Raw genomic sequence first — 22,679 nt, 5'->3', positions numbered from 1 at the left:
TACTACCAGTTGGGCAGGCCGAGCTGCTTGGCCTGCTTTTCGACGTCCTGGTCGTAGAGAGCTGCTGCGTCCTTGGCGGACCGAATTCCCGTTCCGACTTCAACCGTGATCTGCTCGAGCGCTGGCCCCTTCACCGGCGAAAGAAACTCCAGCGCAGGCGCGGCACGTCCTTCAAGTTCGAAATAGGGCAACATGTCGGAAACGACCGGCGGAATGTCCTTCGGGAGCTCGCAACCCTTGACCAGATACGGGCCAGAGGGAACAGCCTTTGCCATGAGATCACAGGCCTCCTTGGTGCCGATCCAGTCGAGAAACTTCTTGGCTTCCTCGACATGCTCTGACTTTGCCGAAACATAAAGCGCAGAAGGCATCCACACCGTCAGCCCGTTCTTTGCCGCATCTGTGCCGGGTTGAGCGAAGAAGCCTAGATCTTTCAAATTGTCAGGAAAGTTCTGTTGAACGTTGCCGACGCCGAAGGTCAGATTGGGATAGTGTGCAGCCTCACCTGTGGCTACCATTCGCATTCCGTCGTCGAACGTCGCAGCACCGAAATCAGCATTGAGCAGGCCGGCTTTCGCAACCTCCTCAAGGTGCTCGAAGCCGCGCATGGCAGCCGGCGTGTTCGCATACTTGACCTTGTTGGCGGTATAGTCGGAAGCAAAATTCGGAACCTCCGCCTGGACATTGAAGTAGTCGGCAAGGACGAAGAGCTGCGACGTCCAAGTGGTGCCATACGTCTGCGCTACGGCCACCTTGCCGGCGGCCTTGATTTTCTCATTGTTGGCCATGAACTCCGCCCATGTCTTAGGCGGGGTGAGGCCGAGCTCTGCATAGATCTTTCGGTTGTAGAAAATGCCACCCCCCATGGCCGGGCCAAACGGCGTTCCACGCACGTGTCCATCGGGACTGGTGACAACTTTCTTGAAGCTGTCGAGGATTCCAGCCTGCGACGGGAGGTCAGAGAGATCTGCCAGCGTCTCTTGCGGCTTCAGTGCCTGAAAAAGCGAACCGCCATTGTACTGAAAGATGTCGGCCATCTCGCCTGTGGCGAGACGTGTCTTGATGATGTTGTCGCCTTCCGATCCTCCAGCACGCTGCTCCACGTCAAAGCTCACATCCGGATGCTTTTCCGTATAGGCCTTCGAGACAACATCGAATGAGGCGATCGTTTCGGGATTGGTATCGATCAGGATGCTGAGCGTTACATCGGCGCGAGCAACGCCAGTGGCCAGCGACATGATGCTTGCGGCAAGGATGCTGCACTTCGTCATTCTCATAGTCATTTCCTCCTCCTGAAGACCGGAATGATTTGGGCTGCTGGCTTGCGGGCAAAGCCCGCAAGCGTTTCTATCAAATCGAAAACGTGATGGTGTGCTCTCCCTTGCCGAGCCTGACCTCCTGGCCCAGCGCGACCAGTTCACCGTGCGCAGTCAGCGCCTTGCGATCCTCCCTGCCCTTAAGACGCGCAGTCACGCCTTCTGGCAAGGAAAGGCGGCAGGTGACGGCACTCCCCTCCACACTCCATCCGGCCTCGATGCGTCCGAAGCGAGTGTCGTGCCAGGCCGACACCGGCGAGAGCGCCGGAAGAATTGCGGGATCGAAGGCTATCTCCTCGAAGCCAGGCTTGTCCTCCAGCGGCTTCATTCCGGCGACATCTTCGAAGAGCCATTGGCACACAGCGCCGTAGGCATAGTGGTTATAGCTGTTCATGTCCGGATCGTAGATCGTGCCGTCTTCGGCGAGTGCATCCCATCGCTCCCAAATCGAGGTTGCACCGTGCTCCACCTGATACAGCCAGCCGGGGACCTTGCGGTTCAGAAACATCTTCTCCGCCACGTCCATCATCCCAAGACGCGTAAGGGCGGGCAGCACAGCGGGTGTTCCAATGAAACCCGTACCGATGACGCCATCGGTCTCTTCCGAGACCCGGCGGAAATATTCACGACCAGCCTCTTCATACTCCGGCGGTACGAGACCGTAGAGGAACGCCAAAGCCCAGGAGGTCTGATCGTTATGCGCTATGCGACCGGATGGCGAAAAGAATTCGTGCTTGAAGGCCGATCTGATTTCACCCGCGCGCGCATCAAGACGCGCCGCTTCGGTGCCCTTCCCGATTGTGCGGGCGATCTTTGCGGTCAATTGCGTCGAAATGAAATGGTAGAGGGTCGCGGCGCAATCGTCCGCCACCGTCGGACGCGGCTTGCGGTTGTCGCCGACCGGCTGCAGCCAGTCGCCAAAGGTGAAACCATGATCCCCCCAAACCGCGGGAGGACGGATAATCGGTCCATCGGAAATGCCCCAGAGATAGTCCAGCCAACGCAGCATGGCCGGGAAGCATTCCTCGAGAACACAGGCATCGCCATAATGCAGGTAGAGTTGCCACGGGATGATGACGATTGCGTCGCCCCAGCCTGTCGACCCCGCCCAATCCCCGCGCCCGTCGATTGGGTGAAGCCGAGTTGGGTCAGGCGAAAAGTGAGAAACCGCGCCGTCGGCGCGCTGGTCGTGCATCACGTCGCGAAGATATTTCACGAGGAATGAGCCGCTGTCGGCAAGCCAGCAAGCCGTGCCGGCAAAGACTTGCGCATCGCCCGTCCAGCCGAGCCGTTCGTCGCGCTGCGGGCAATCCGTCGGAACCTCGATGAAATTCGAGCGGTGCGACCAGATGGTGTTCTCGACGAGGCGATTGACCGCGGCAATGCCTGAGGTAAAGCCGCCCGTGCTTACTGGCACGGATGTTACAGGGATCATGGTGATGGCCACCAGTTCCGCCCGACCTGTCACGGTGATGCGAGCATATCGGAAGCCCATGAAGGTAAAGAGCGGTGCATAGACCTCTTCGTCCACTCCCTTGAGCGTGTAGCGCAGCTCGGCACGTGCGCTGCGATAATTGCGATTGTCAAAAAACCTGTCGGGTCCGAGCACTTCTGAATGCTCGACACGAATCTGCGCGCCCGCCTCTCCCTTTACATGGATGCGGATGTAGGCGCCGGCGTTTTGGCCAAAATCATAAACAGTTCGCCCGTCGGTCTCGGTCCAACTTTCGACAGGGGAACGCCCATCAAGCTCCTTGACCGCCCTCGTCTCGTGCGGAACCAGCAATTGCTTGTCGAAGGCCAGCACCTCCACGCCGTATGCATCTTTCGGTTCGATGCGTGCGTCGTAATCCTCGCCGAAATAGATGCCGTTGCGGACAACTGGCGTGTAGCCGCTCTTCCAGCTCTCATCCGTAGCAACCAGCGGCTTTCCGGCTGCGCTCAATTCTGCAATCGCCGCCGTTCGCTCGCCCCAGCAGTTAAATATAGGATTGGACGCCCACATGAGCTGGCTGCGGTACCAACCGTCACCCAGCCAGATCTCGATGCGATTGCGGCCCGACTTGAGCAGATCCGTGACATCATAGGCCTGAAATGCGATCCGGTCATCGTAGCAGGTCCAACCAGGCGTCAGGAGATCGTCCCCCACGCGGTGTCCATTGATGAAGGCACGGTAAAGCCCAAGCGCGGAAATGCGCAATGTCGCTCCGGCCGGTACAGCTTCCAGCGAAAATTCTCTGGAAATGAACGTGCCTACGGTCCCCTGCCCGCCATCGCATGAGGGCGCAATCATCGATGCGGTAAACTGGAACTGTGAGCCCGCAAGGCTGTTGGCCACGGCGACGCCGTGGTCCGAGACAATCTTCATCATGCAACCTCCTCAACCGCCTGTCCTCCGGCGGGACTAAATACCTTGTGTATATCGTTCTATGTATATCATTCTACACTCTCGATTGCCGTGCAAGAGTTTTTATGCCTATAATTTCGGAAAAGCAGAAAACGAGACACTTTATAATGACAAATCAGTTAGTTGACGCGCCGCACGAGAGGATCACCATCCGCCATGTGGCAAAGGATGCGGGCGTTTCCGTCGCGGCGGTCTCCAAAGTGCTCCGCAACGCCTATGGCGTCAGCGACATTCTGCGGCACAAGGTCGAGACGTCGATCGAGAAGCTGAATTACCGCCCCTCTGTGGCCGCTCGGGGAATGCGCGGTCGCACCTACACGATCGGCGTTCTCGTGATAGAACTGTCCAACACGTTCCTGGCCGGCGTCATTGAAAGCGCCAACACCGCATTGTCGGAAAGCAGCTACAAATCGCTCATCGGGCTCGGGCGCTCAGCAAGCCCGATCGAGGCTTCGATGATCGAATCCATGATCGACAATCGGATGGATGGGGTGTTGATCGTAGCCCCGCGGATTTCTGGAAAGGTCCTGGAGCGCTACGCTCGTCAAATCCCCATCGTTGTGATCGCGCATCACGAGCCCCAGGCTGAGACCTACGACACTGTCAACTCCGACGATCGGAAGGGTGGGTGCCTGGCAGTCGAAGCTGCACTGCGCCAAGGTTATCGCGACATAGCCATGGTGAGCTATGATCTCCTGGACTCGCCTGCGTCGGTCGTCGCCGTTCAGCGCGAAATGGGCTATGTCGAAGCAATGAAGCAAGCCGGTCTGCAAAGCCGGATCATTCGGTTGCCGCCTGTTGCGACGGACCGAAAGGTCGCGATTGATAATTTCCTGTCAGCGCAAGATCGCCCCCGCGCGGTATTCGTCTGGTCGGATCTTGATGCCGTCCCACTCCTCAACGCGGCCAGAACCAATGGCATACGCGTTCCCGAAGACCTCGCCATCGTCGGCTACGACAATTCTCCGTTCGCCGCCATACCTCTCGTCGGGCTGACCAGCGTAGACCAAAATGCCGCTCAACTGGGTCGCACGGCTGCGGAGACGCTCCTGAGCCGTATCGACGGCCGCGAAGATGTTCGACACGTACTGATCGAACCTCACGTGGAGATACGCGGCAGTCTATGATGCTTGGCAAATCCACACCAAGAGCCGTCGGTCGGGCCGGCCACAATTTCTCACCGAGAAAGAAACGCGCACTTTTGCGTGGTTCGCTTGGACGGTGACACTCGAGACGGTAGCGGACAAACCGGCGTGCGACTTCGCCTCACGACTATTGCAGGGTGCTTCCACCGCGCATCCGGTTCTCGAACGAAGCAACGAGCGAGATCCCTTGCTCCAGGAGAATGGTCGCCGCCTTCAGCTCACGTGGCGAGAGATCGCTGACAAGTCCGCGGATCGTGTGCGCAAGACAGCTCGAATTGGCGGCATAGCGGATGTCACCGATTTCTTGTGCCTGTCCTGCAGTCTCTTCCAGCGCTTCCGCGACTATCGACATAATGTTCGATCGTTCCCGCAGCGTCATTTCGTCAAGTGTCTTGCCAGGTTCCTGCATCGAGAGCTCCCAAACGCACATAGCCGCCAAGCGGCCTTGCAGCCGCTACAAAATCTTTCTCATTGGCGGGCATGTAAGGCGAGGATCGCCTCACCCTTAAATGGACACCGAGGCGCGTCGAGACAAGGCATGGCTTTCATGCAGCCGGCGCATGTCAAAAACCGCGGTCACCGGCGAGACCGCCGCCATCGATGGCTGGCCGCCTCCAGAAGCAGGTGAACGGAATTTCGGCAGGGCGAACCTTCGTTTCGATGCGAACCGCCACCTGTACGCAAGCGTATCGTGGGGCTTTCGAAAGCTCATTTAGACGCTATGCTGTCATCGAGGCGCCAGCGCGAGACTTTCATGATGGAACAGCATCAAAGCCACCTGCAGGAACGGATAACGATCGTCGGCGACCTTGAGGCCGCTTCCTTCATTCCCTGGATTCGCCGTCACGCGGCAAAGCTTGGCCTGTCGCAGGCCATATCTCACACCAGTGCCAATTTGGTCGAACTGGAAGTCGCCGGGCCGGTGGAATTGATCGATATGATGGAGATGGGGTGCTCGCTCGGGCCCATTGATGTCTGGGTGGAAACGATACTCCGCACGCCGGTCGTGAACGACGAAAATCAGGGATAGCGACGACCGTTCGATTTTCCACTGCCCCTTATTTAATCAGCGTTGCCAATGCGAAATTATTATGCAAACGTGATGGTCGCCTGCAACAAGCCAGGGATCTTGGCGTCGTGCCTGACGCAGGCAATATATTGATAATGCTAAGAAAGTTTAGCTATGCAATCCGATACGACGGGCATTTGGACGCCAGTCGCCCTTTCCGCGGATTTGCCGTCAGGAACGGTAATGCCGGCGCGCACGTCAGCCGGATCGATCGCCCTCTGGAGAAGTGATTCGGGGCGCCCTGCAGCTTCGGCAGATCGCTGTCCTCATCGTGGCATGCGTCTCTCACATGGCTTTGTCCGCGGCGAGGCTCTGTCCTGCATCTATCATGGCTGGAGTTACGCACAGGCCGGAAACTGTCTGCGTATTCCGGCGCATCCCGGCCTTACGCCGCCGGAAACGATCCGCGTCGCAACACAACAGATCGAGGAAGCCGACGGGGTGATCTGGGTGGCCGTTGGAGAACCCACGGATCAACCGCCACGATTTGACGGCTTCGTTCCCCTACGCTCGTTGACAGCTCAGGCCGGCATTGCTGCTATCGAGGCTGCGGCCGGCACAAAGAAGAATGCCAACGGCTTTCTTCGCCAGTCGCTTCATTCGAAAGAGATCGGTTTTTTGCTCGTCGAACAGGAGCCTGATCAGACGCTCGTTCATGTCTTTATCGAGGGCAATGCTACTCCCTTGAACCGCATCCTAGCGTCACGCGCCGCGGAAGCCTTGCGCCGGAAAGCCGAGGGTCTCCAGGCGAAAGGGATCAGCGCATGACACAGGGAGCTATGCTCAACGAGTGGTACCCCGTCGCCCTCTTCAGCCAACTAAGCAAGAGTGCATACAAAACCGCCTTGATGGGCGAACCGATCGAGGTCTCGATCGCAGCCGACGGAAATGCAAAGGTGACGTCTCACACGGGGCGCGAGTTGCCTGTCCGCGTTCGCTACGGACACGTTTGGTCGTCTCTTGGCGCTCCCCAGAAGGAGCTCTTCGCCATCCCCGAGGCCGACCAGCCGGGTCGCCGGTTTGTCGATGTCGGCGTCGTGCGGGTGCGCTGCTCACCGCTTCGCGCGGTCGAGAACTTTCTCGACATTGCGCATTTCCCGTTCGTGCACACGGATATCCTTGGCGCAGAGCCGCACACGGAGGTTCAGAACTACAAGGTCGAAATCCGGGACGTCGAAGACGAGGTCTGGGCAACCCAGGTGAAGTTCTATCAGCCGCAGGCAGCGAAGTCGGCAAGCGGCGGCATCACTACGGAATACATGTATCGTGTGCCAGCCCCGACCTGCTCGGTGCTCTACAAGACCTGCCCGCCCCGCCCCAGCGAGTGGGATGTCATCACCCTCTTTGTGCAACCGTTGGCAGAAGATCTATGCGACGTTTGGCCGTGGATGGCACTGTTTGACGACGACACGTCGATGACCGACCTCATTCACTTTCAGCAGACGATCTTCCTGCAGGACCGATCGATCCTGGAAAACCAGATCCCGCGTCTTCTACCGCTCGATCCCGGGATGGAGATTCCCACACGTGCCGACCTGACGTCGGTCGCGTATCGACGCTGGCTGAAACGGCACAACTACACCTATGGCGCGCAGCTGGTGGCGCAATGAAGCTCTACGACTACATCCTTTCTCCCAGTTGCTACAAAGTGCGCCTGATGGCGGCACTCACAGGCGTTAAGCTCGATATCAGACCGGTGGATTTTCATCCGGGCGGCGAGCACCGCGGCCCCGAACTCATGGCGCTCAACCCTGCCGGCTCCATCCCGATCCTGGAAGACGGTAATCTTCTTCTGACAGAATCATCGGCGATGCTGGTTTATCTCGCCGCAAAAAGCGCGCCTGAATGGTTGGGTGGCGCGACAGCCGACGAAGCCGCCCGAGTGCAGCAGTGGCTTTCCTTCTCGCATCGGCTGACCGCGAGCCTTGGTGGCGCACGTCTTCATGAGATGTTGCGAAGCCCGGGAAATATCGCGACGCTTCAGGCGCAGGGCATCGCGGCGCTGCGCGAACTGGAAGCGGGGCTCGTCGAACAGAGCCTGTGCGGCAAGCGGTTCCTCGCGTCAGATCGCCCGACAGTGGCCGACATCGCCTGCTTTCCCTATGTCGCGCTCGCGCCGGACGGTGGCGTTTCGCTCGATCCCTATCCCGCGATACGCCTCTGGTCCCGTGCCGTACGCGCGCTCGACGCGTTCATCGAGATGCCAGGCATACACCGGCTGCACGAGTTGAAGCCCGAGCCACAGATCGCACCGGGCGAGGAATAAGATGGCCGGCTACCTCTTAAAGAACTGTGCAGCCGTCATCGTCAACGACAACAGGGGGCCGACGGTCCATCGCAATGTCGATATTCTGACGACTGGCCCGGCGATAAAGGCCATCGGCGAAAATCTCGACCAGAGCGAACTGCCGTTCGGCACCACGGTTCAAGACGCCACGGGCTGGTTCGTCTATCCAGGGCTCGTCAATACGCACCATCACTTCTTCCAGTGCTTCGTGCGCAACCGCGCAGATCTCGATTGGACAAAGCTTTCCGTCATCGAGTGGCTTGACCGCATCTATCCGATCTTCTCGCGGCTGAACGAGGATTGCTTCTATCATTCCTCGGTGACCGCGATGGCCGAGATGATCAAGCATGGCTGTACCACGGCCTTCGATCACCAGTATTGCTTCCCACGGCATGCCGGCAAGCGGCTGATCGACCGTCAGTTCGAGGCAGCAGATCTCCTGGGCATGCGTTTCCATGCCGGTCGTGGCGGCAACACCTTGCCGAAGTCCGAAGGCTCGACCATTCCGGATGCCATGCTGGAGACGACGGACGAGTTCATTGGTGATTGCGCACGCCTGATCGACACCTACCACGACGCCAGCCCCTTCAGCATGCGCCAGGTGGTGGTGGCACCCTGCCAGCCGGTCAATTGCTACCGTGAGACGTTCGTCGAGTCGGTCGCATTGGCACGCGATCGCGGCGTCCAGATGCATACGCATATTGGCGAGGGCGAAAGTGCGGTCATCGCGGCCCGCCATGGAATGCGCACCGTCGATTATTGCGCGGAACTCGGCTTTGCCGGTCCGGATGCCTTCTACGCCCATTGCTGGGAGTTGACGCACGACGAACTTCGCAAGATGGCAACAAGCGGCACCGGCCTCTCGCATTGCCCTGAGCCGGTCTATCTGGTCGGTGCCGAGGTGACCGATATCCCCGCCATGGCGGCATTCGGCATGCGCGTCGGACTCGGTTGCGACGGAGCAGCCTCGAACGACAATTCAAACCTGATGCATTGCGTGCACTCTGCCTACATGCTGCAGTGCCTGACCGCATCAACGCGCCAGCATCCCGTTCCGCCTCCGGTCGATTTCCTCGGTTACGCAACAACTGGCGGGGCTGCCCTGCTCGGCCGTCGCGACATTGGTCGACTTGCGCCAGGTATGGCCGCTGACCTCTTTGCGATCGACACCCGGCGGATGGACTACGTCGGAACACGACACGATCCGCTGAGCCTGATTGCCAAGGTCGGCATCGGTATGCCGGCGGATCTGACGATGATCAACGGCCGCATCGTCTGGGAGAAAGGCGAATTCGTGGGCCTTGATGAAGCTCGGCTGTTTGCCGAGGCCGAGGCAGCTCTCGCAACCGTGGAATTCTAGAACACCAAAAAGGGGAACCAAACCATGACACAGATCACTCGCAGAACATTGATGCAGGGCGCCGCAGCTGTCGGCCTCGCCGGTGCCTTTGGAGGTCGTTCGGCGCTGGCAGCCGATGAACCGCTCGGCATCACGCTTGTCGTCCCTTCACCGATCGGCGACGTCGGCTGGGGGCACGCGCTTGCCGCCGGCCTTGAGCCGATCAAGGCCGCCTATGGCGACAAGGTCAAGGTGACTGTCGTTGAGAATATTCCGGAGGGCCCGGATGCCGACCGGATCATGAACAAGACGGTCGCAGACGGGAACAAATTCCTGATCGCAGGTTCCTTCGGATATCAGAACGGTGCCTTGCAGATCGCTCGTCGCAATCCTCAAGTCACCGTACTGCATGCATCGGGCTTCCAGGTGGCTCCCAACTTCTCACCCTTCGCGGCCAAGTATTTCCAAGGAACCTATCTGCTCGGCATGGCTGCTGCTGCGCTTTCCAAGACCGGCAAGCTCGGTTCGGTTTCCGCCTTCGCCATCCCCGAGTTGATCACCTCCATCAACGCGTTCACGCTGGGTGCTCAGGCAGTAAACCCCGATATCGAGGTTTCCGTCGTCTGGGTGAACTCCTGGTTCGACCCGGCCAAGGAGCAGGAAGCGGCCAAGGCCCTGATCGCACAAAAATGTGACGTGATCTTCTCCAATGCGCAGGACACACCTTCTGTTATTTCGGCATGTGAGGAAGCCGGCGTCTATTCCTTCAACCTCAACTCGTCGATGAAGAGCTACGCCCCGAAGACCTACCTCGGATGCGTTTCGACCGACTGGTCGCCCTTCTTCAAGGCCTCAGTCGATGCTCATCTCGCCGGCACATTCAAGGGCGCCAATACCTTCCTTGGTGTCGGGGACAAGGTTGTCGAGGTCGTTGACTGGAGCCCCTCGATCCCGGCCGATACGATGACCAAGATCAAGGCCGCAGAGACAAAGATCGCCGATGGAAGCCTTTCGCCTTTCACCGGGCCGATCACCAAGGCCGACGGCAGCGAAGGCGTGGCCTCCGGCAAAACCATGACGGAGGCCGAAATCGTCGCCATGGATTGGCACGTCAAGGGCGTGACCACGCCTCTGCCGAAGTAAGCCATGACGGCCCCACTCCTATCGCTTCGCGGCATCTCGAAGAGCTATGGCCAGATTCATGCCAACCAGGGCATCGATCTGGACGTAGCACCGCGGTCGATCCATGCAGTTCTCGGGGAAAACGGGGCCGGCAAATCGACGCTGATGAAGATGATCTACGGCGTCGAGCAGCCAGACAGCGGAACCGTTGTCTGGGAGGGCGAGCCTTTGACCTTCGCCTCGCCTGCAGAGGCAAGGCGCAAGGGGATCGGCATGGTCTTCCAGCACTTTTCGCTGTTCGAGACGCTGACTGTCGTGGAAAACATTCAGCTGGTCGTTGCAGGCAAGAAAGCCGACCTCATACAACGCATCCGCGCGTTGGGCCGTGACTTCGGCCTTCAGGTCGATCCACTCGCCCATGTGCACGTACTTTCCGTGGGCGAGCGGCAGCGCGTGGAGATCATCCGCAGCCTGATGACCAATCCACGGCTGCTGATCCTCGACGAGCCCACGTCCGTTTTACCTCCACAGTTGGTCGAAAAGCTCTTCGATACCTTGCGCCGGCTGCGCGACGGCGGCGTGTCGATCCTCTTCATTTCGCACAAACTCGAGGAAATCCGCGCCATCTGCGACAGGGCGACGATCCTGCGCGGCGGGCGTGTCACCGGACATGTCGATCCGCGCGAACACGACGCCCATGATCTTGCCCGGATGATGATCGGTCGCGACATGCCCGAGCCGATGCCAGCGGTGCCGCTGTCTGGCGGCGAGAAGCGACTTGAGATCATTGGCCTGGACCATCGCCCCGACGATCCCTTTGCCGTGCCCCTGTCCGACATCACGCTTACGGTGCGTGCCGGCGAGATCATCGGCATTGCGGGCGTCTCGGGCAACGGGCAGAGCGAGCTCGCCTCGCTGATCTCCGGCGAGGCCGTTCTACCGAAAGAACAGCGCGACAGAATCTATATGATGGGGCAGGACGTGGGCAGGCTCGATGCAGCTGCCCGGCGCCAGCTCGGATTTGCATTCGTTCCGGAGGATCGGCTGGGGCGCGGTGCGGTCCCTGAAATGTCGCTCGTTCTCAACAGCTTGCTGACGGCTCACCCTTTGAACCTCTTGCGGCACGGTTTGATCGACAAGGAGAAGGCAACCGCCTTCACCAGTGATTGCATTCGCCAGTACGATGTCCGCACTCTCGGCCCGGATGCCGAAGCGGGTGCCCTTTCGGGCGGCAATCTGCAGAAGTTCATCGTCGGTCGGGAAATCATGCTGGCGCCCAAGCTGCTCTTCGTCGCGCAACCGACCTGGGGCGTCGATATCGGTGCCGCCTCCGCCGTGCGCCGGCGACTGGTCGCATTGCGCAACGAGGGTACGGCCATTCTCGTCATTTCCGAGGAACTTGAGGAGCTCTTCGAGCTCTGTGACTTCATCCAGGTTCTGTACCACGGCACGCTGAGCCCGCCGCTCGTAACGCGCGATACCCGGCCCGAGGACATTGGCCGCTACATGATCGGCGCACGGCCCGCCGCCGAGAAAGTCATCGCATGAGCGCCCTGTCCGCTACCTTTTTGCCCACGCTTGTCCGCCGGGAGCGCGCTTCGCTTGCGGCAACCTTGGCTGCACCCTTCATCGCCTTGTCGGTGACCACCGTGCTCAATCTCGGCCTCTACGTGCTGATGGGCCGCAATCCGGTCGATGTGTTTTATGCAATGCTTCTCGAACCGTTCCTCTCCTGGGCGTCGTTTTCGGAAGTGCTGTTGAAAGCCGGCCCACTTCTGCTCATCGCCCAGGGTCTGGCGATCGGCTTTCGCGCCAAGGTCTTCAACATCGGCGCCGAGGGCCAGTTCATTCTGGGCGCCATTTTCGCCTCCGCAATCCCCATCTGGTTTCCTGAGGCAACCGGGCAGTGGATATGGCCGCTGATGCTGATCCTCGGCGTGCTCGGCGGTGCCTTGTGGGCTTCTTTGACGGCATTCTGGCGCGTGAGGCTCAATGCAAACGAGATCCTCGTTTCGCTGATGCTCAGTCTCGTCGCCGCGCAGCTTCTGAATTACCTGCTTCTGGGACCCTGGAAGGACCCGAACGGCTTCAACTTCCCTCAATCCGTGATGTTCCAGTATGACGCGATGGTGCCGATCCTGGTTTCCGGGACGCGCGTCAATGTTTCCCTCGTGATCGCCATCGCCCTTTCATTGGCTGCCTGGGTCTTCATGCAGAAGAGCTTTGCCGGGTACAAGCTCCAGGTCGGCGGCCTGGCGCCGCGCGCCGCCGGCTATGCCGGGTTCAAGGAGAGCCGAGCAATATGGTTATCCCTGTTGATCGGCGGCTGCGCAGCCGGCCTTGCCGGCGCAGCCGAGGTCGCGGGCCCCCTAGGGCAGCTGCAGCGATCGATCTCGACCGGCTACGGCTATTCCGCCATCATCGTTGCCTACCTCGGCGGCCTGCATCCGATCGGCATTGTCGTCTCCGCCTTGTTCATGGCCGCGCTCTATATCGGCGGCGACAACGCCATGGTGTCGGCAAACCTGCCGATCGCTGCTGTGCGTGTTTTCCAGGGCAGTCTCCTGCTCGCCTATCTGGTTGCCATCGCCTTCGTTCGGTATCGTTTCGAGTGGCGGCGGGCCGCCTATCGGGGTCAGCCATGAACGCCATCGAGTTCATTCTTGCCGGCATGCTGGCGGCTGCGACGCCGTTTCTCCTGGCCGCGCTCGGCGAGTTGGTGGTCGAGCGTGCCGGGGTCCTCAACCTTGGCGTGGAAGGACTGATGGCTCTCGGGGCAGCGCTCGCGTTCATCGTCGTCTATCACGGTGGAGGGCATTTTCTGGGGTTCGTGGCTGCGGGACTTGGCAGCGCTGTCCTCGCCCTGATCTTCGCGGCCATCACTCTTGGCTTTCGCGCCAACCAGGTGGCAACGGGTCTGGCGATCGGCATCCTTGGCCAGGGTCTCTCCGCGCTGTTCGGAAAGACCTATGAGAGCCTGACGGTCAAAGGGCTCCCGAAACTCTCAATCCCTGGGCTGTCGGACATTCCAATTGTCGGCGGGCTCTTCGTTCAGGACATCGTCGTGTGGCTGTCGATTGCAGCAACAGTCACCATCTGGGCGATGTTTGCCTATTCGAAGATCGGCCTCGTTGTGCGCGCCGTCGGTGAAAATCCCAAGGCCGCCCACGCCATTGGCTATCACGTCATCGCCGTTCGATTTGCTGCCGTCGCCTTTGGCGGCGCGATGGCCGGCTTTGCTGGCGCCTATGCGGCAATTGTCTACACCCCGCTCTGGGCTGACGGGATGATCGCCGGACGTGGCTGGATCGCTATCGCACTCGTCGTCTTCGGAACCTGGCTTACCGGTCGGATTTTCCTCGGAGCATGCCTCTTTGGGGCCGTATCACTCATGAGCCTGGCGGCCCAGGCGACGGGGCTGAATGTTCCATCGCAGCTGTTGGCGAGCCTGCCCTATCTCGTCACCATCATCGTGCTCGGCATCATTTCGGCAGATCGTCGCCTGCTGAAGCTGAACGGCGTCGCCTCGCTCGGCGAACCCTTCGAACGTTAGGCAAAACGCAAAGCGGATCGCATTCCAGCCCTAGCGGGACTGCTCGGCGCGCGCCTGCCCATGGCGGCCCACGGGCAGGCGCCGAGCTCGCGCAGGACCATGCGGTCTCCTCGGACGTCGAGGACAGCCTGCCACCGTTCCTTGATTTGCCGCGAAGCGTCGATCCTACTTTCAGCCGGTGCCACTCGATCGGGGCAGCGGCATCGTTGGCGTTCGTGACCGACGGCAACAAGGGTGAACTACCGAAGCCGACGTATAACATCCAAAGAGTGCATGGATCCTGTTGGCGCGATTGCAGCCGATTTGAGGATCCGGTCGCGCGAAATCTCATCCTTAGATGCCGAACCTAACCGAAGCAGGCACATCCTCAATAACCGCCGAGCGACAGCATATAATTTGAGCATACCGATTACTTGACACTTTTTTGGCCTCCTCCTATGGTTTTTACCAAATGATCAAAAACCAGGGGAACACAAAATGTCCAATGAAATCATATTGTCACGCCGAGCAGTCATTGCTTCCGGCCTTGCGCTCGGTGTCAGCGCTTTCGCATCGGTTGCGCGCGCCGCGGCACCACTCAAAGTCGCTGGCATTCACGCATCCCCGGTCGAAAACGCCTGGAACTCCTGTCTTCATAAGGCGCTTCAGGACGCGGCCAAGGAAGGTCTCATAGAGTACGTCTTTTCCGAAGGTGTCTCGGGCACGGACTATCCGCGCGCGATGCGCGAATATGCCGAACAGGGCAACAAGCTCATTATAGGCGAGGCCTATGCCGTGGAAAAGGAAGCACGCCAAGTTGCGGCCGACTATCCGGACACAGCCTTCGTTCTTGGATCCAGCGGCGAAGCAGCGGGCAGCAATTTTGGCGTCTTCGGCACTTGGAACTATGACGGCGCCTATCTCGCCGGCATGCTGGCGGGCAAGATGACCAAGTCCAATATCGTCGGCTCCGTTGGCGCCATTCCGATCCCCGAAGTCAATATGCTGATCAATGCCTTCGCCGCAGGCGTGAAGGCGGTCAACCCGGACTGCAAGCATCTGGTCTCTTTCATCGGCACCTTCTTCGATCCGCCGAAGGCGCGCGAGGCGGGCCTCGCACAGATCGATGCCGGTGCCGACGTTCTCTTCGGTGAGCGCATCGGCACTGCCGACGCTGCCAAGGAGCGCAATATCAAATCCGTGGGATCACTCATCGATTACACGCCGCGCTATCCCGATACGGTCTTTGCCAATGCCATGTGGTACTTCCGTCCCATTCTCGACGCAGCGATCGCCAATGTCGTCGCCGGCAAACCGGTTGGCCGCAACTACACGGCCTATGGCCTAATGAAGGAAGGCGGAAGCGACATCGTCTACAGCAAGGGTGTTGCGCCCGCGGAAGCCGAAGCCGCTATGGAGAAGGTTCGCGCCGATATCAAAGCAGGCGCCTTCGAAGTACCGAAGATTACAGATCAACCGAAGTAGCCAATCGGCTCTGTCATGAGCAGCCCGTTATCCGCCGATGCCACAGAGCTGGCCGGCGCCATCAAATCCGGCAAGCTTGCCTGCATGGATGCCATGCAGGCATCCCTTGCCGCTTGTGCGACGTATGAAGCCATCGGCGCCATAGCCTATCTCGATCCCGAAATGGGACGCCGCGCCGCGCAGGCCATGGACCGGGAAGCGCTGGAACAACCGGAGCACTTTGCAACGCGGCGGTTCGCCGGCGTGCCGACGATTGCCAAGGATCTCGGTGGTCCCTTTGCGGGACTGCCGGTGGCGGCCGGGTCACGTCTGTTCAGGCGTAAAGGCAAAGGTGTAGACAGCGATCTTGCCAGCCGATTTCGCAGCGCCGGTCTCTGCCCGTTCGGATTGAGCACCAGCCCGGAATTCGGCCTTTCGCTCGCTTGCGAGCCGGCGATAGGTCCGATCTGTCGCAATCCATTGGATCCGACCCGCACTGCGGGCGGCTCCTCCGGCGGCGCGGCAGCAGCCACCGCCGCCGGCATCGTTGCGATCGCACATGCGACGGACGCGGGCGGCTCGATCCGTGTGCCAGCCGCATGTTGTGGTCTGGTCGGCCTGAAACCGACCCGCGGCGCTGTACCTGCCGGCCCCTCCTTCGGCAATCATCTCGGCGGCATTGCCAGCGAACTCGCCGTCACACGTTCCGTGCGCGACACGGCCCGGATTTTCGACGCCGTCTCCGGCAACGCGAGGGGACCGTTCGCCGACATTCCACAACCCGACGCGCAAGCCGCCCCCCTTCGGATCGGTCTGCTGACAGATGCGGGCGATCGCTATCCGATCGCAAACGATCGGCTGCAGGCCGTGGAAGCGGCTGCGAAGCATCTTGAAAGGCAGCGACATCGGCTCATCGCACTCGGCTGGGTTCAATTCCAGGAAGCAGTAACAGCCAGCACTCGAGCGTTCGGCGACATTGTTTCTGTCAATATCGCCGGCTTGGTAAACGGCCTCGAACTGGATATTGTGGCAGCCGAAGCAATGACGCAGGCTTTCGTCACGCGTGGACGCGCCATGCCGGCAACGGCTCTTTGGAACTCCCTCAATGGTGCGGTACAGGCAAGTCGCGTCTTGTGGGAGGCCTTCGACACGGTCGATGTCATTGTCATGCCCATGCTGTCGGCGGCTCCACCACCGATTGGCTCCTTCCCGACAAATCACTTCGATACCGATCTGCATCTCGAGCGCATGGCAACTTTCGCTCCCTTGGCATCGCTGGCCAATGTTTCGGGCTTTCCGGCCATAACCCTTCCCTTCGGCACGGACGCCGACAACCTGCCCTTGCCAGTCCAGATCATGGCGCCAATGGGCAAGGAGGCGCTCTTGTTGTCGCTTGCGGCAAATCTTGAAGCGGATGGCCGTTGGCAGCACCGCTACCCGATCGCAGGGCTTGTCGCATGAACACACTCGTCCTCATGATCGACGGCGTCAGCAAACGGTTCGGCCGCACCGTTGCCAACGACAATATTTCGCTGACCTTGGCGAGGGGCGAAATCGTCGCCTTGCTCGGCGAGAATGGCGCCGGCAAGACGACGCTGATGAGCATTCTCTTTGGCCACTATGTGCCCGATACCGGCCGCATACTCATCGACAATGTGGAGCTGCCGCAGGGCAAGCCCCGCGCCGCGATCCGGGCCGGCGTCGGCATGGTCCACCAGCATTTTTCCCTCGCCCCCAATTTGACCGTTCTTGAAAACGTAATGACCGGCACGCAGACGCTCTGGTCGCTCCGATCGCAGACGAATACGGCCCGTAAGAAGCTGTTGGCAATCGCCGAGCGTTTCGGCCTTAAAGTCGATCCCGACGCACGCCTCGGCGACCTCTCGGTTGGCGAGCAACAGCGCGTGGAAATCCTCAAGGCACTCTATACCGATGCACGCATCCTGATCCTCGACGAGCCGACCGCCGTTCTCACACAGATTGAAACCGAAACGCTCTTCTCGACGCTGAAACAGATGGCCGCACAAGGCCTGTCATTGATCTTCATCTCCCACAAGCTCGATGAGGTCATGGCGACCGCTGACCGTATCGTTGTCCTGCGTGGCGGGAAAGTTGCAGCCGAGCGACAAGCATCACAGACCAGCAAGGCCGAGCTTGCGGAACTCATGGTTGGCCATCGTGTGACGCGGCCTACCCGCGAAGCGAACGTACCGGGCGAGATTGCGCTGGAGGCACGCGACCTCACAGTGAAGATTGGTGGTGTCGAGCGACTGAAAAGAGTGAGCTTCCACCTGCACGCGGGCGAGGTTCTTGGTATCATCGGCGTATCGGGCAACGGTCAGGCGGCATTGGGTAAAATCCTCTCCGGCACCCTATCTCATTCGGCAGGCGAGCTGCTGCTGTTCGGCAAGCCCATGGACGATCTGGATGTAGCCGCCGTCGTCGGCGCTGGCATCGGGCGCATTCCCGAGGACCGCAACCGGGACGGAGCAATCGGCGAGATGGCGATCTGGGAAAACGCCATTCTGGAGCGTCTGTCATCCTTTTCGAAAAGCGGACTGGTCGACCGCAAGGCCGGCATGGCCTTTGCACAGCAGATCATCGACACGTTCGATGTGCGCGGAGGAAATCCCGCCAGCCGTACCCGGCTTCTGTCCGGCGGCAACATGCAGAAGCTGATCCTCGGTCGCAATCTTTACGAGCCCCCGCGCATCCTGATCGCCGCCCAGCCGGCGCGAGGGCTTGATGAGGGGGCTGTTGCCGCAGTTCACAGCCGTATCCTGGAAGCGCGCCGCCAGGGTACCGCCGTGCTGTTGATTTCGGAGGACCTGGATGAAGTCATTGCCTTGGCCGATCGCATACAGGCGATTGTTGGCGGTCGCCTTTCGGCACCGATCAACGCGGATCAGACAAATGCACGCCTTTTGGGGCTTATGATGTCTGGGGAATGGAAAGACGAGAGCGGGGCCGAGCATGCGATTTGAACCGCGCGAATACCGCCCGCTCTATATGATGGTCCTTGCCCCCCTGCTTGCGATCGTGGCGGCCCTGGTATTGGCAGGCATCCTGATCGCCATTGCAGGTGCGCCGGTCTTCGAAGCCTACCGGCGCATCTTGCTGGGCGCCTTCGGCTCGCGACTTTCAGCCACGGAAACGCTGACCCGCGCAACACCACTGATCCTGACGGGACTGGCAGCGGCAGTCGCCTTTCGCGCCCGCGTCTGGAATATCGGCGCCGAGGGGCAATTTTATTTCGGCGCGGTCGCAGTCGCAGCTTGCGGCTCGAAAATGCTCGGCAGCCTGCCTGCCCTGATCCTGATCCCGCTGTTATTGATCATCGGCGCCATCGCCGGAATGATACTGATCCTTGTTCCGCTCTGGTTGCGGCTTCGCTTTTCCGTCGACGAAGTCGTCACAAGCCTCATCCTCAATTTCATCGCCGTGCTATTCGTCTCCATGCTGATCGATGGTGTACTGAAGGATCCCATGGCGTTCGGCTGGCCGCAATCTCAAGGCGTTGTCGATCACGCCATGCTACCGAAGCTGATTGCCCGCTCGCGCCTTCATATCGGCTTTGCAATTGCGGTGGCGCTTGCTGCGATCGTCTATTTCATCCAATCGCGCACGGTCTTCGGCATGCAATCGCGGGCAGCCGGGCTCAATCCTTCGGGCGCTGCCTTTGCCGGCGTTCAACTCGCAGCGACGCTCGTAAAAGTCGCCTGCCTCTCAGGCGGGCTGGCAGGCCTTGCTGGTGCAATCGAGGTGATGGGCGTCAAGGGCTATGTCACGACGGACCTGTCACCGGGCTTCGGCTACGCCGGCATTGTCGTCGCCATGCTTGCTAACCTTAATCCGCTTGGTGTCGTGCTCGCGGCAATCTTCACTGCAACGATGTTCGTTGGCGCCGACGGCATGAGCCGCAGCCTCGGCATTCCCACCTATATCGCAGATGTCACGGTTGCCTTGTCGCTGCTGACCATGCTGATCGCGTTGTTTTTCACGCAATACAGGATCCGCCGATGGGCACATTGATCGACATCATCGCTTCCGCCGGCCTGTGGGCCGCCGTGTTGCGCATCGCCACGCCGCTGATCTTCGGCACGCTCGGGGCGCTTCTGTGCGAGCGGGCAGGCGTTCTCAATCTCGGCATCGAAGGCATCATGACGTTCGGCGCGATGATCGGTTGGCTTTCAGTCTATCACGGCGCCGATCTGTGGACGGGACTTCTGATTGCGGCGCTTGCCGGTGGCATCTTCGGCCTCCTGCATTCGGCATTGACGGTGACGCTGGGATTGTCTCAGCATGTCTCGGGCCTAGGCGTGACGCTTTTCGCATCGAGCTTCAGCTACTATATCTTCCGGCTGATCGTTCCCGTCGCGGGAACGCCGCCGACGATCGTGCCCTTCCAGCCAGTTGCCATTCCCGGATTTTCGACCCTGCCCTTCGTCGGCCCTGCCTTGTTCACACAAACGGCACCGACCTACCTAGCGATCCTGGTGGCGCTCATCATGGCCTATATCCTCATGCGCACACCGGTCGGGCTTGCGATTCGCATGACCGGCGAAAATCCGCATGCCGCCGAGGCCCAGGGGCTCAATCCGATGAGGGTTCGTTATGGCTCCGTGATCGCCGGCAGCGCGCTGATGGGCATGGGCGGCGCCTTCCTGACACTTTCGGCCTTCAACAGTTTCTTTCCGACCATGGTACAGGGTCGCGGCTGGATCTGCATCGCGCTTATCGTCTTTGCGTCGTGGCGGCCGGGCCGCGCTCTATTCGGAGCACTGCTCTTTGCCTTTTTCGACGCCTTCCAACTGCGCCTACAAACAGCGGTGCAAGGCGTGCCCTACCAGATTTTCTTGATGACGCCCTACATCCTGTCCATCGTTGCACTCGCCGTCATGAGTAGGCGGGCTCGCGTACCACAAGCACTCATGCAACCCTACCGCCGCGGCGAAAGATAATTTGAGGAGCCTTTCATGTTCGACCTGATCGTTCGCAATGGCAATCTGCCCAATGGGCGCAAAGGTATCGATATCGCGATCAAGGACGGCAAAATCACTACCGTGGAAGCTTCGATTGTGGCCGAGGCGAAAGAGGAGATCGACGCAACCAACCGACTGGTGAGCCCGCCCTTCGTCGATCCGCATTTCCATATGGATGCCACGCTTTCACTCGGCCTGCCGCGAATGAATGTCTCCGGCACACTTCTGGAAGGCATCGCGCTTTGGGCAGAGTTGCGCCCTATCGTGACGAAGGCGGAGCTCGTCGAGCGAGCCCTGCGCTATTGCGACCTTGCCGTGACGCAAGGGCTGCTGTTCATCCGCAGCCATGTCGACACCTCCGACCCGAAGCTCGTAACGGTCGAGGCGCTGCTCGAAGTGAAGGAAAAGGTCAAACCCTACATCGATCTGCAACTCGTCGCCTTCCCTCAGGACGGTTATTTTCGTGCAAAGGACGGGGTGGCCTCGCTCACACGCGCGCTGGACATGGGCATCGATATCGTCGGCGGCATCCCGCATTTCGAGCGCACCATGGATGAAGGCAGGGCCTCGGTCGAAGCGCTTTGCAGGATAGCAGCCGATCGCGGCCTGCCCGTCGATATGCATTGCGACGAGACCGACGATCCGATGTCGCGACACGTCGAGACCTTGGCAGCAGAAACGATCCGGTTCGGACTACAGAACCGCGTTGCCGGCTCGCACCTGACTTCGATGCATTCGATGGATAATTACTATGTCTCCAAGCTCATCCCCTTGATGGCGGAAGCAAAGATCAACATCATTCCCAACCCACTGATCAACATTATGCTGCAGGGCCGGCACGATACGTACCCGAAACGTCGTGGCATGACGCGCGTGCGTGAACTGATGGACGCGGGGCTCAACGTTTCGTTCGGTCATGATTGCGTAATGGATCCCTGGTATTCCATGGGGTCGGGCGACATGCTCGAAGTTGGCCATATGGCGATCCATATCGCCCAGATGGCCAGCATCGAAGACAGGAAGAGGATCTTCGATGCGCTGACGGTCAACTCCGCCAAGACGCTCGGCCTTGAGGGCTACGGCCTGGAGAAGGGCTGCAACGCCGATCTCGTGGTACTGCAAGCCGCCGACACACTTGAGGCTCTCCGTCTGAAGCCTAATCGCTTGGCCGTCATCAAACGTGGCAAAGTCATTGCCCGCTCCGCGCCACGCATTGGCGAGCTGTTCCTCGATAGCAGGCCCTCACGGATCGACGGTGGGGTCGACTTCGTCCCCATCCAGAGGTAATACGGCTCCTCACTGAATTTGACGCACGGGCTTCCCAAATGTGATGAATCTCAACCGATCGTGCAAACCGGAGGTTTGCGATCGGTTCAGCGATTTCATTACGAGGAGATTTTGACGGGGAGCGTTGGCGGCGTCTGGCACGCCAGACATAGGATGCCGGCTAGGCACGGCGTCTCTTGGCCCTTGCCTTGATCTATGACGGCGGTTCGCGCTCGGATGCGGCGCGGGGTGGCAGCGTTACTCTTCAGATCGTGCGGGATTGGGTCATGCGCTTCAACGCGCATGGCCCCGAAGGGCTGATCAATGGCAAGGGTCCCGGCTCGCAGTCACGATTGAACGATGGCCAGCGGGCAGCCTTGGCGCAGGCTATCGGAATGCGCCGCCTATATCCCGTTGATTGCGTGTGTTTCTGAATTTTGAGGTTTCTGCCTGAAGGTTTTCGGCAAGAGCTGGAGACTTGGCGGTAAGCGCGATTTTCGATGCGCATTGACGTCTGCGGGACTGATGAACGCCCACGCGGGGTAGCGTGATCCCGCTCTACCCGGCCGGAGTAGTCTTGGAGAAGTTGAATGGCAGCAGGTCGCCGATGTCGGCCGCTTCGCCCCGCTGCGGCAACTCAGTGAGCACGTGGCGTAGCCAGGCGAGCGGGTCGACGCCGCAGGCGCGGCAAGTCAGCATGAGACTGTAGATCACGGCGCTGGCCCTGGCTCCGTCAGCGGTATCGCTGAA

The 22,679-nt window shown here is 60.0% G+C and carries 20 protein-coding genes and 1 pseudogene; 17 read left to right on the top strand and 4 right to left on the bottom strand.

The genetic code is table 11. The annotated features are described in order from the left end of the window. Positions 1–2: 2 nt before the first annotated feature. Both FHT71_RS30210 and FHT71_RS30205 read right to left on the bottom strand, forming a co-directional pair. Positions 3–1,277: an extracellular solute-binding protein gene (locus FHT71_RS30210; protein WP_132593733.1), complete on the bottom strand. Its 1,275-nt coding sequence runs from the start codon at positions 1,275–1,277 to the stop codon at positions 3–5. 73 nt (positions 1,278–1,350) lie between these two features. Beyond that, positions 1,351–3,684 carry an alpha-L-rhamnosidase gene (locus tag FHT71_RS30205; protein ID WP_132593735.1) on the bottom strand — a complete coding sequence of 778 codons (2,334 nt, stop codon included), beginning with the start codon at positions 3,682–3,684 and terminating at the stop codon, positions 1,351–1,353. A 146-nt stretch (positions 3,685–3,830) separates the two neighbouring features. Between FHT71_RS30205 and FHT71_RS30200 the strand changes: the two genes are divergently transcribed. Next, a complete protein-coding gene (locus FHT71_RS30200) occupies positions 3,831–4,850 on the top strand; it encodes a LacI family DNA-binding transcriptional regulator (RefSeq protein ID WP_132593637.1) in 1,020 nt (339 codons plus the stop codon). A gap of 145 nt (positions 4,851–4,995) precedes the next feature. Here FHT71_RS30200 and FHT71_RS30195 read toward each other — a convergent pair whose 3' ends face one another. Then, positions 4,996–5,277: a hypothetical protein gene (locus FHT71_RS30195; protein WP_132593639.1), complete on the bottom strand. Its 282-nt coding sequence runs from the start codon at positions 5,275–5,277 to the stop codon at positions 4,996–4,998. A 345-nt stretch (positions 5,278–5,622) separates the two neighbouring features. On the opposite strand from FHT71_RS30195, the gene FHT71_RS30190 reads away from it, so the two are divergent. The 16 genes and pseudogenes from FHT71_RS30190 to FHT71_RS32215 all read left to right on the top strand — a co-directional run. After that, positions 5,623–5,898, top strand: a complete 276-nt coding sequence (locus FHT71_RS30190; RefSeq protein WP_132593641.1) for an acylphosphatase — start codon at positions 5,623–5,625, stop codon at positions 5,896–5,898. Between the two features lie 153 nt (positions 5,899–6,051). Continuing rightward, positions 6,052–6,705 (top strand): Rieske 2Fe-2S domain-containing protein, encoded by a 654-nt coding sequence (locus FHT71_RS30185; RefSeq protein WP_132593643.1) that lies wholly within the window; start codon positions 6,052–6,054, stop codon positions 6,703–6,705. After that, positions 6,702–7,547, top strand: a complete 846-nt coding sequence (locus FHT71_RS30180; RefSeq protein WP_132593645.1) for an aromatic ring-hydroxylating dioxygenase subunit alpha — start codon at positions 6,702–6,704, stop codon at positions 7,545–7,547. The genes FHT71_RS30185 and FHT71_RS30180 overlap by 4 nt, the downstream gene beginning before the upstream one ends. Then, positions 7,544–8,203 carry a glutathione S-transferase family protein gene (locus FHT71_RS30175; RefSeq protein WP_132593647.1) on the top strand — a complete coding sequence of 220 codons (660 nt, stop codon included), beginning with the start codon at positions 7,544–7,546 and terminating at the stop codon, positions 8,201–8,203. Before FHT71_RS30180 ends, FHT71_RS30175 begins: the two co-directional genes overlap by 4 nt. 1 nt (position 8,204) lies before the next feature. After that, the gene (locus FHT71_RS30170) at positions 8,205–9,584 is read left to right on the top strand and encodes an amidohydrolase (protein WP_132593649.1); all 1,380 of its coding nucleotides are present in this window, start codon (positions 8,205–8,207) and stop codon (positions 9,582–9,584) included. A 24-nt stretch (positions 9,585–9,608) separates the two neighbouring features. Next, positions 9,609–10,706: a BMP family ABC transporter substrate-binding protein gene (locus FHT71_RS30165; RefSeq protein ID WP_132593651.1), complete on the top strand. Its 1,098-nt coding sequence runs from the start codon at positions 9,609–9,611 to the stop codon at positions 10,704–10,706. Between the two features lie 3 nt (positions 10,707–10,709). Continuing rightward, positions 10,710–12,233 (top strand): ABC transporter ATP-binding protein, encoded by a 1,524-nt coding sequence (locus FHT71_RS30160; protein WP_132593653.1) that lies wholly within the window; start codon positions 10,710–10,712, stop codon positions 12,231–12,233. After that, positions 12,230–13,330, top strand: a complete 1,101-nt coding sequence (locus FHT71_RS30155) for an ABC transporter permease (protein WP_132593655.1) — start codon at positions 12,230–12,232, stop codon at positions 13,328–13,330. Before FHT71_RS30160 ends, FHT71_RS30155 begins: the two co-directional genes overlap by 4 nt. Then, a complete protein-coding gene (locus tag FHT71_RS30150; protein ID WP_007801382.1) occupies positions 13,327–14,238 on the top strand; it encodes an ABC transporter permease in 912 nt (303 codons plus the stop codon). Before FHT71_RS30155 ends, FHT71_RS30150 begins: the two co-directional genes overlap by 4 nt. Positions 14,239–14,715: 477 nt before the next feature. Further along, positions 14,716–15,702: a BMP family protein gene (locus FHT71_RS30145; protein WP_132593657.1), complete on the top strand. Its 987-nt coding sequence runs from the start codon at positions 14,716–14,718 to the stop codon at positions 15,700–15,702. Between the two features lie 15 nt (positions 15,703–15,717). Next, positions 15,718–17,142: an amidase gene (locus FHT71_RS30140; protein WP_183723173.1), complete on the top strand. Its 1,425-nt coding sequence runs from the start codon at positions 15,718–15,720 to the stop codon at positions 17,140–17,142. After that, positions 17,139–18,665 (top strand): ABC transporter ATP-binding protein, encoded by a 1,527-nt coding sequence (locus FHT71_RS30135; protein WP_183723171.1) that lies wholly within the window; start codon positions 17,139–17,141, stop codon positions 18,663–18,665. The genes FHT71_RS30140 and FHT71_RS30135 overlap by 4 nt, the downstream gene beginning before the upstream one ends. Continuing rightward, complete coding sequence (locus FHT71_RS30130; RefSeq protein ID WP_183723169.1) at positions 18,655–19,713, top strand: ABC transporter permease; 1,059 nt, start codon at positions 18,655–18,657, stop codon at positions 19,711–19,713. Before FHT71_RS30135 ends, FHT71_RS30130 begins: the two co-directional genes overlap by 11 nt. After that, positions 19,701–20,642, top strand: a complete 942-nt coding sequence (locus FHT71_RS30125; RefSeq protein ID WP_183723167.1) for an ABC transporter permease — start codon at positions 19,701–19,703, stop codon at positions 20,640–20,642. The genes FHT71_RS30130 and FHT71_RS30125 overlap by 13 nt, the downstream gene beginning before the upstream one ends. 15 nt (positions 20,643–20,657) lie before the next feature. Next, on the top strand, positions 20,658–21,950 hold the full coding sequence (locus tag FHT71_RS30120; RefSeq protein ID WP_132593667.1) for an amidohydrolase family protein: 1,293 nt from the start codon (positions 20,658–20,660) through the stop codon (positions 21,948–21,950). Positions 21,951–22,030: 80 nt separating this feature from the next. Beyond that, positions 22,031–22,312, top strand: a pseudogene (locus FHT71_RS32215) (helix-turn-helix domain-containing protein); the annotation flags it as partial. Between the two features lie 175 nt (positions 22,313–22,487). Here FHT71_RS32215 and FHT71_RS30110 read toward each other — a convergent pair. Then, positions 22,488–22,679, bottom strand: a 192-nt coding sequence (locus FHT71_RS30110) for a transposase domain-containing protein (RefSeq protein WP_183723165.1), incomplete at its 5' end; no start/stop codon positions are given.

Source organism: Rhizobium sp. BK060, assembly GCF_014193145.1.
Classification (GTDB): Bacteria; Pseudomonadota; Alphaproteobacteria; order Rhizobiales; family Rhizobiaceae; genus Rhizobium.
Note: the sequence above shows the minus strand (reverse complement) of the source record. Positions and strands in the feature narration are given on the sequence as shown.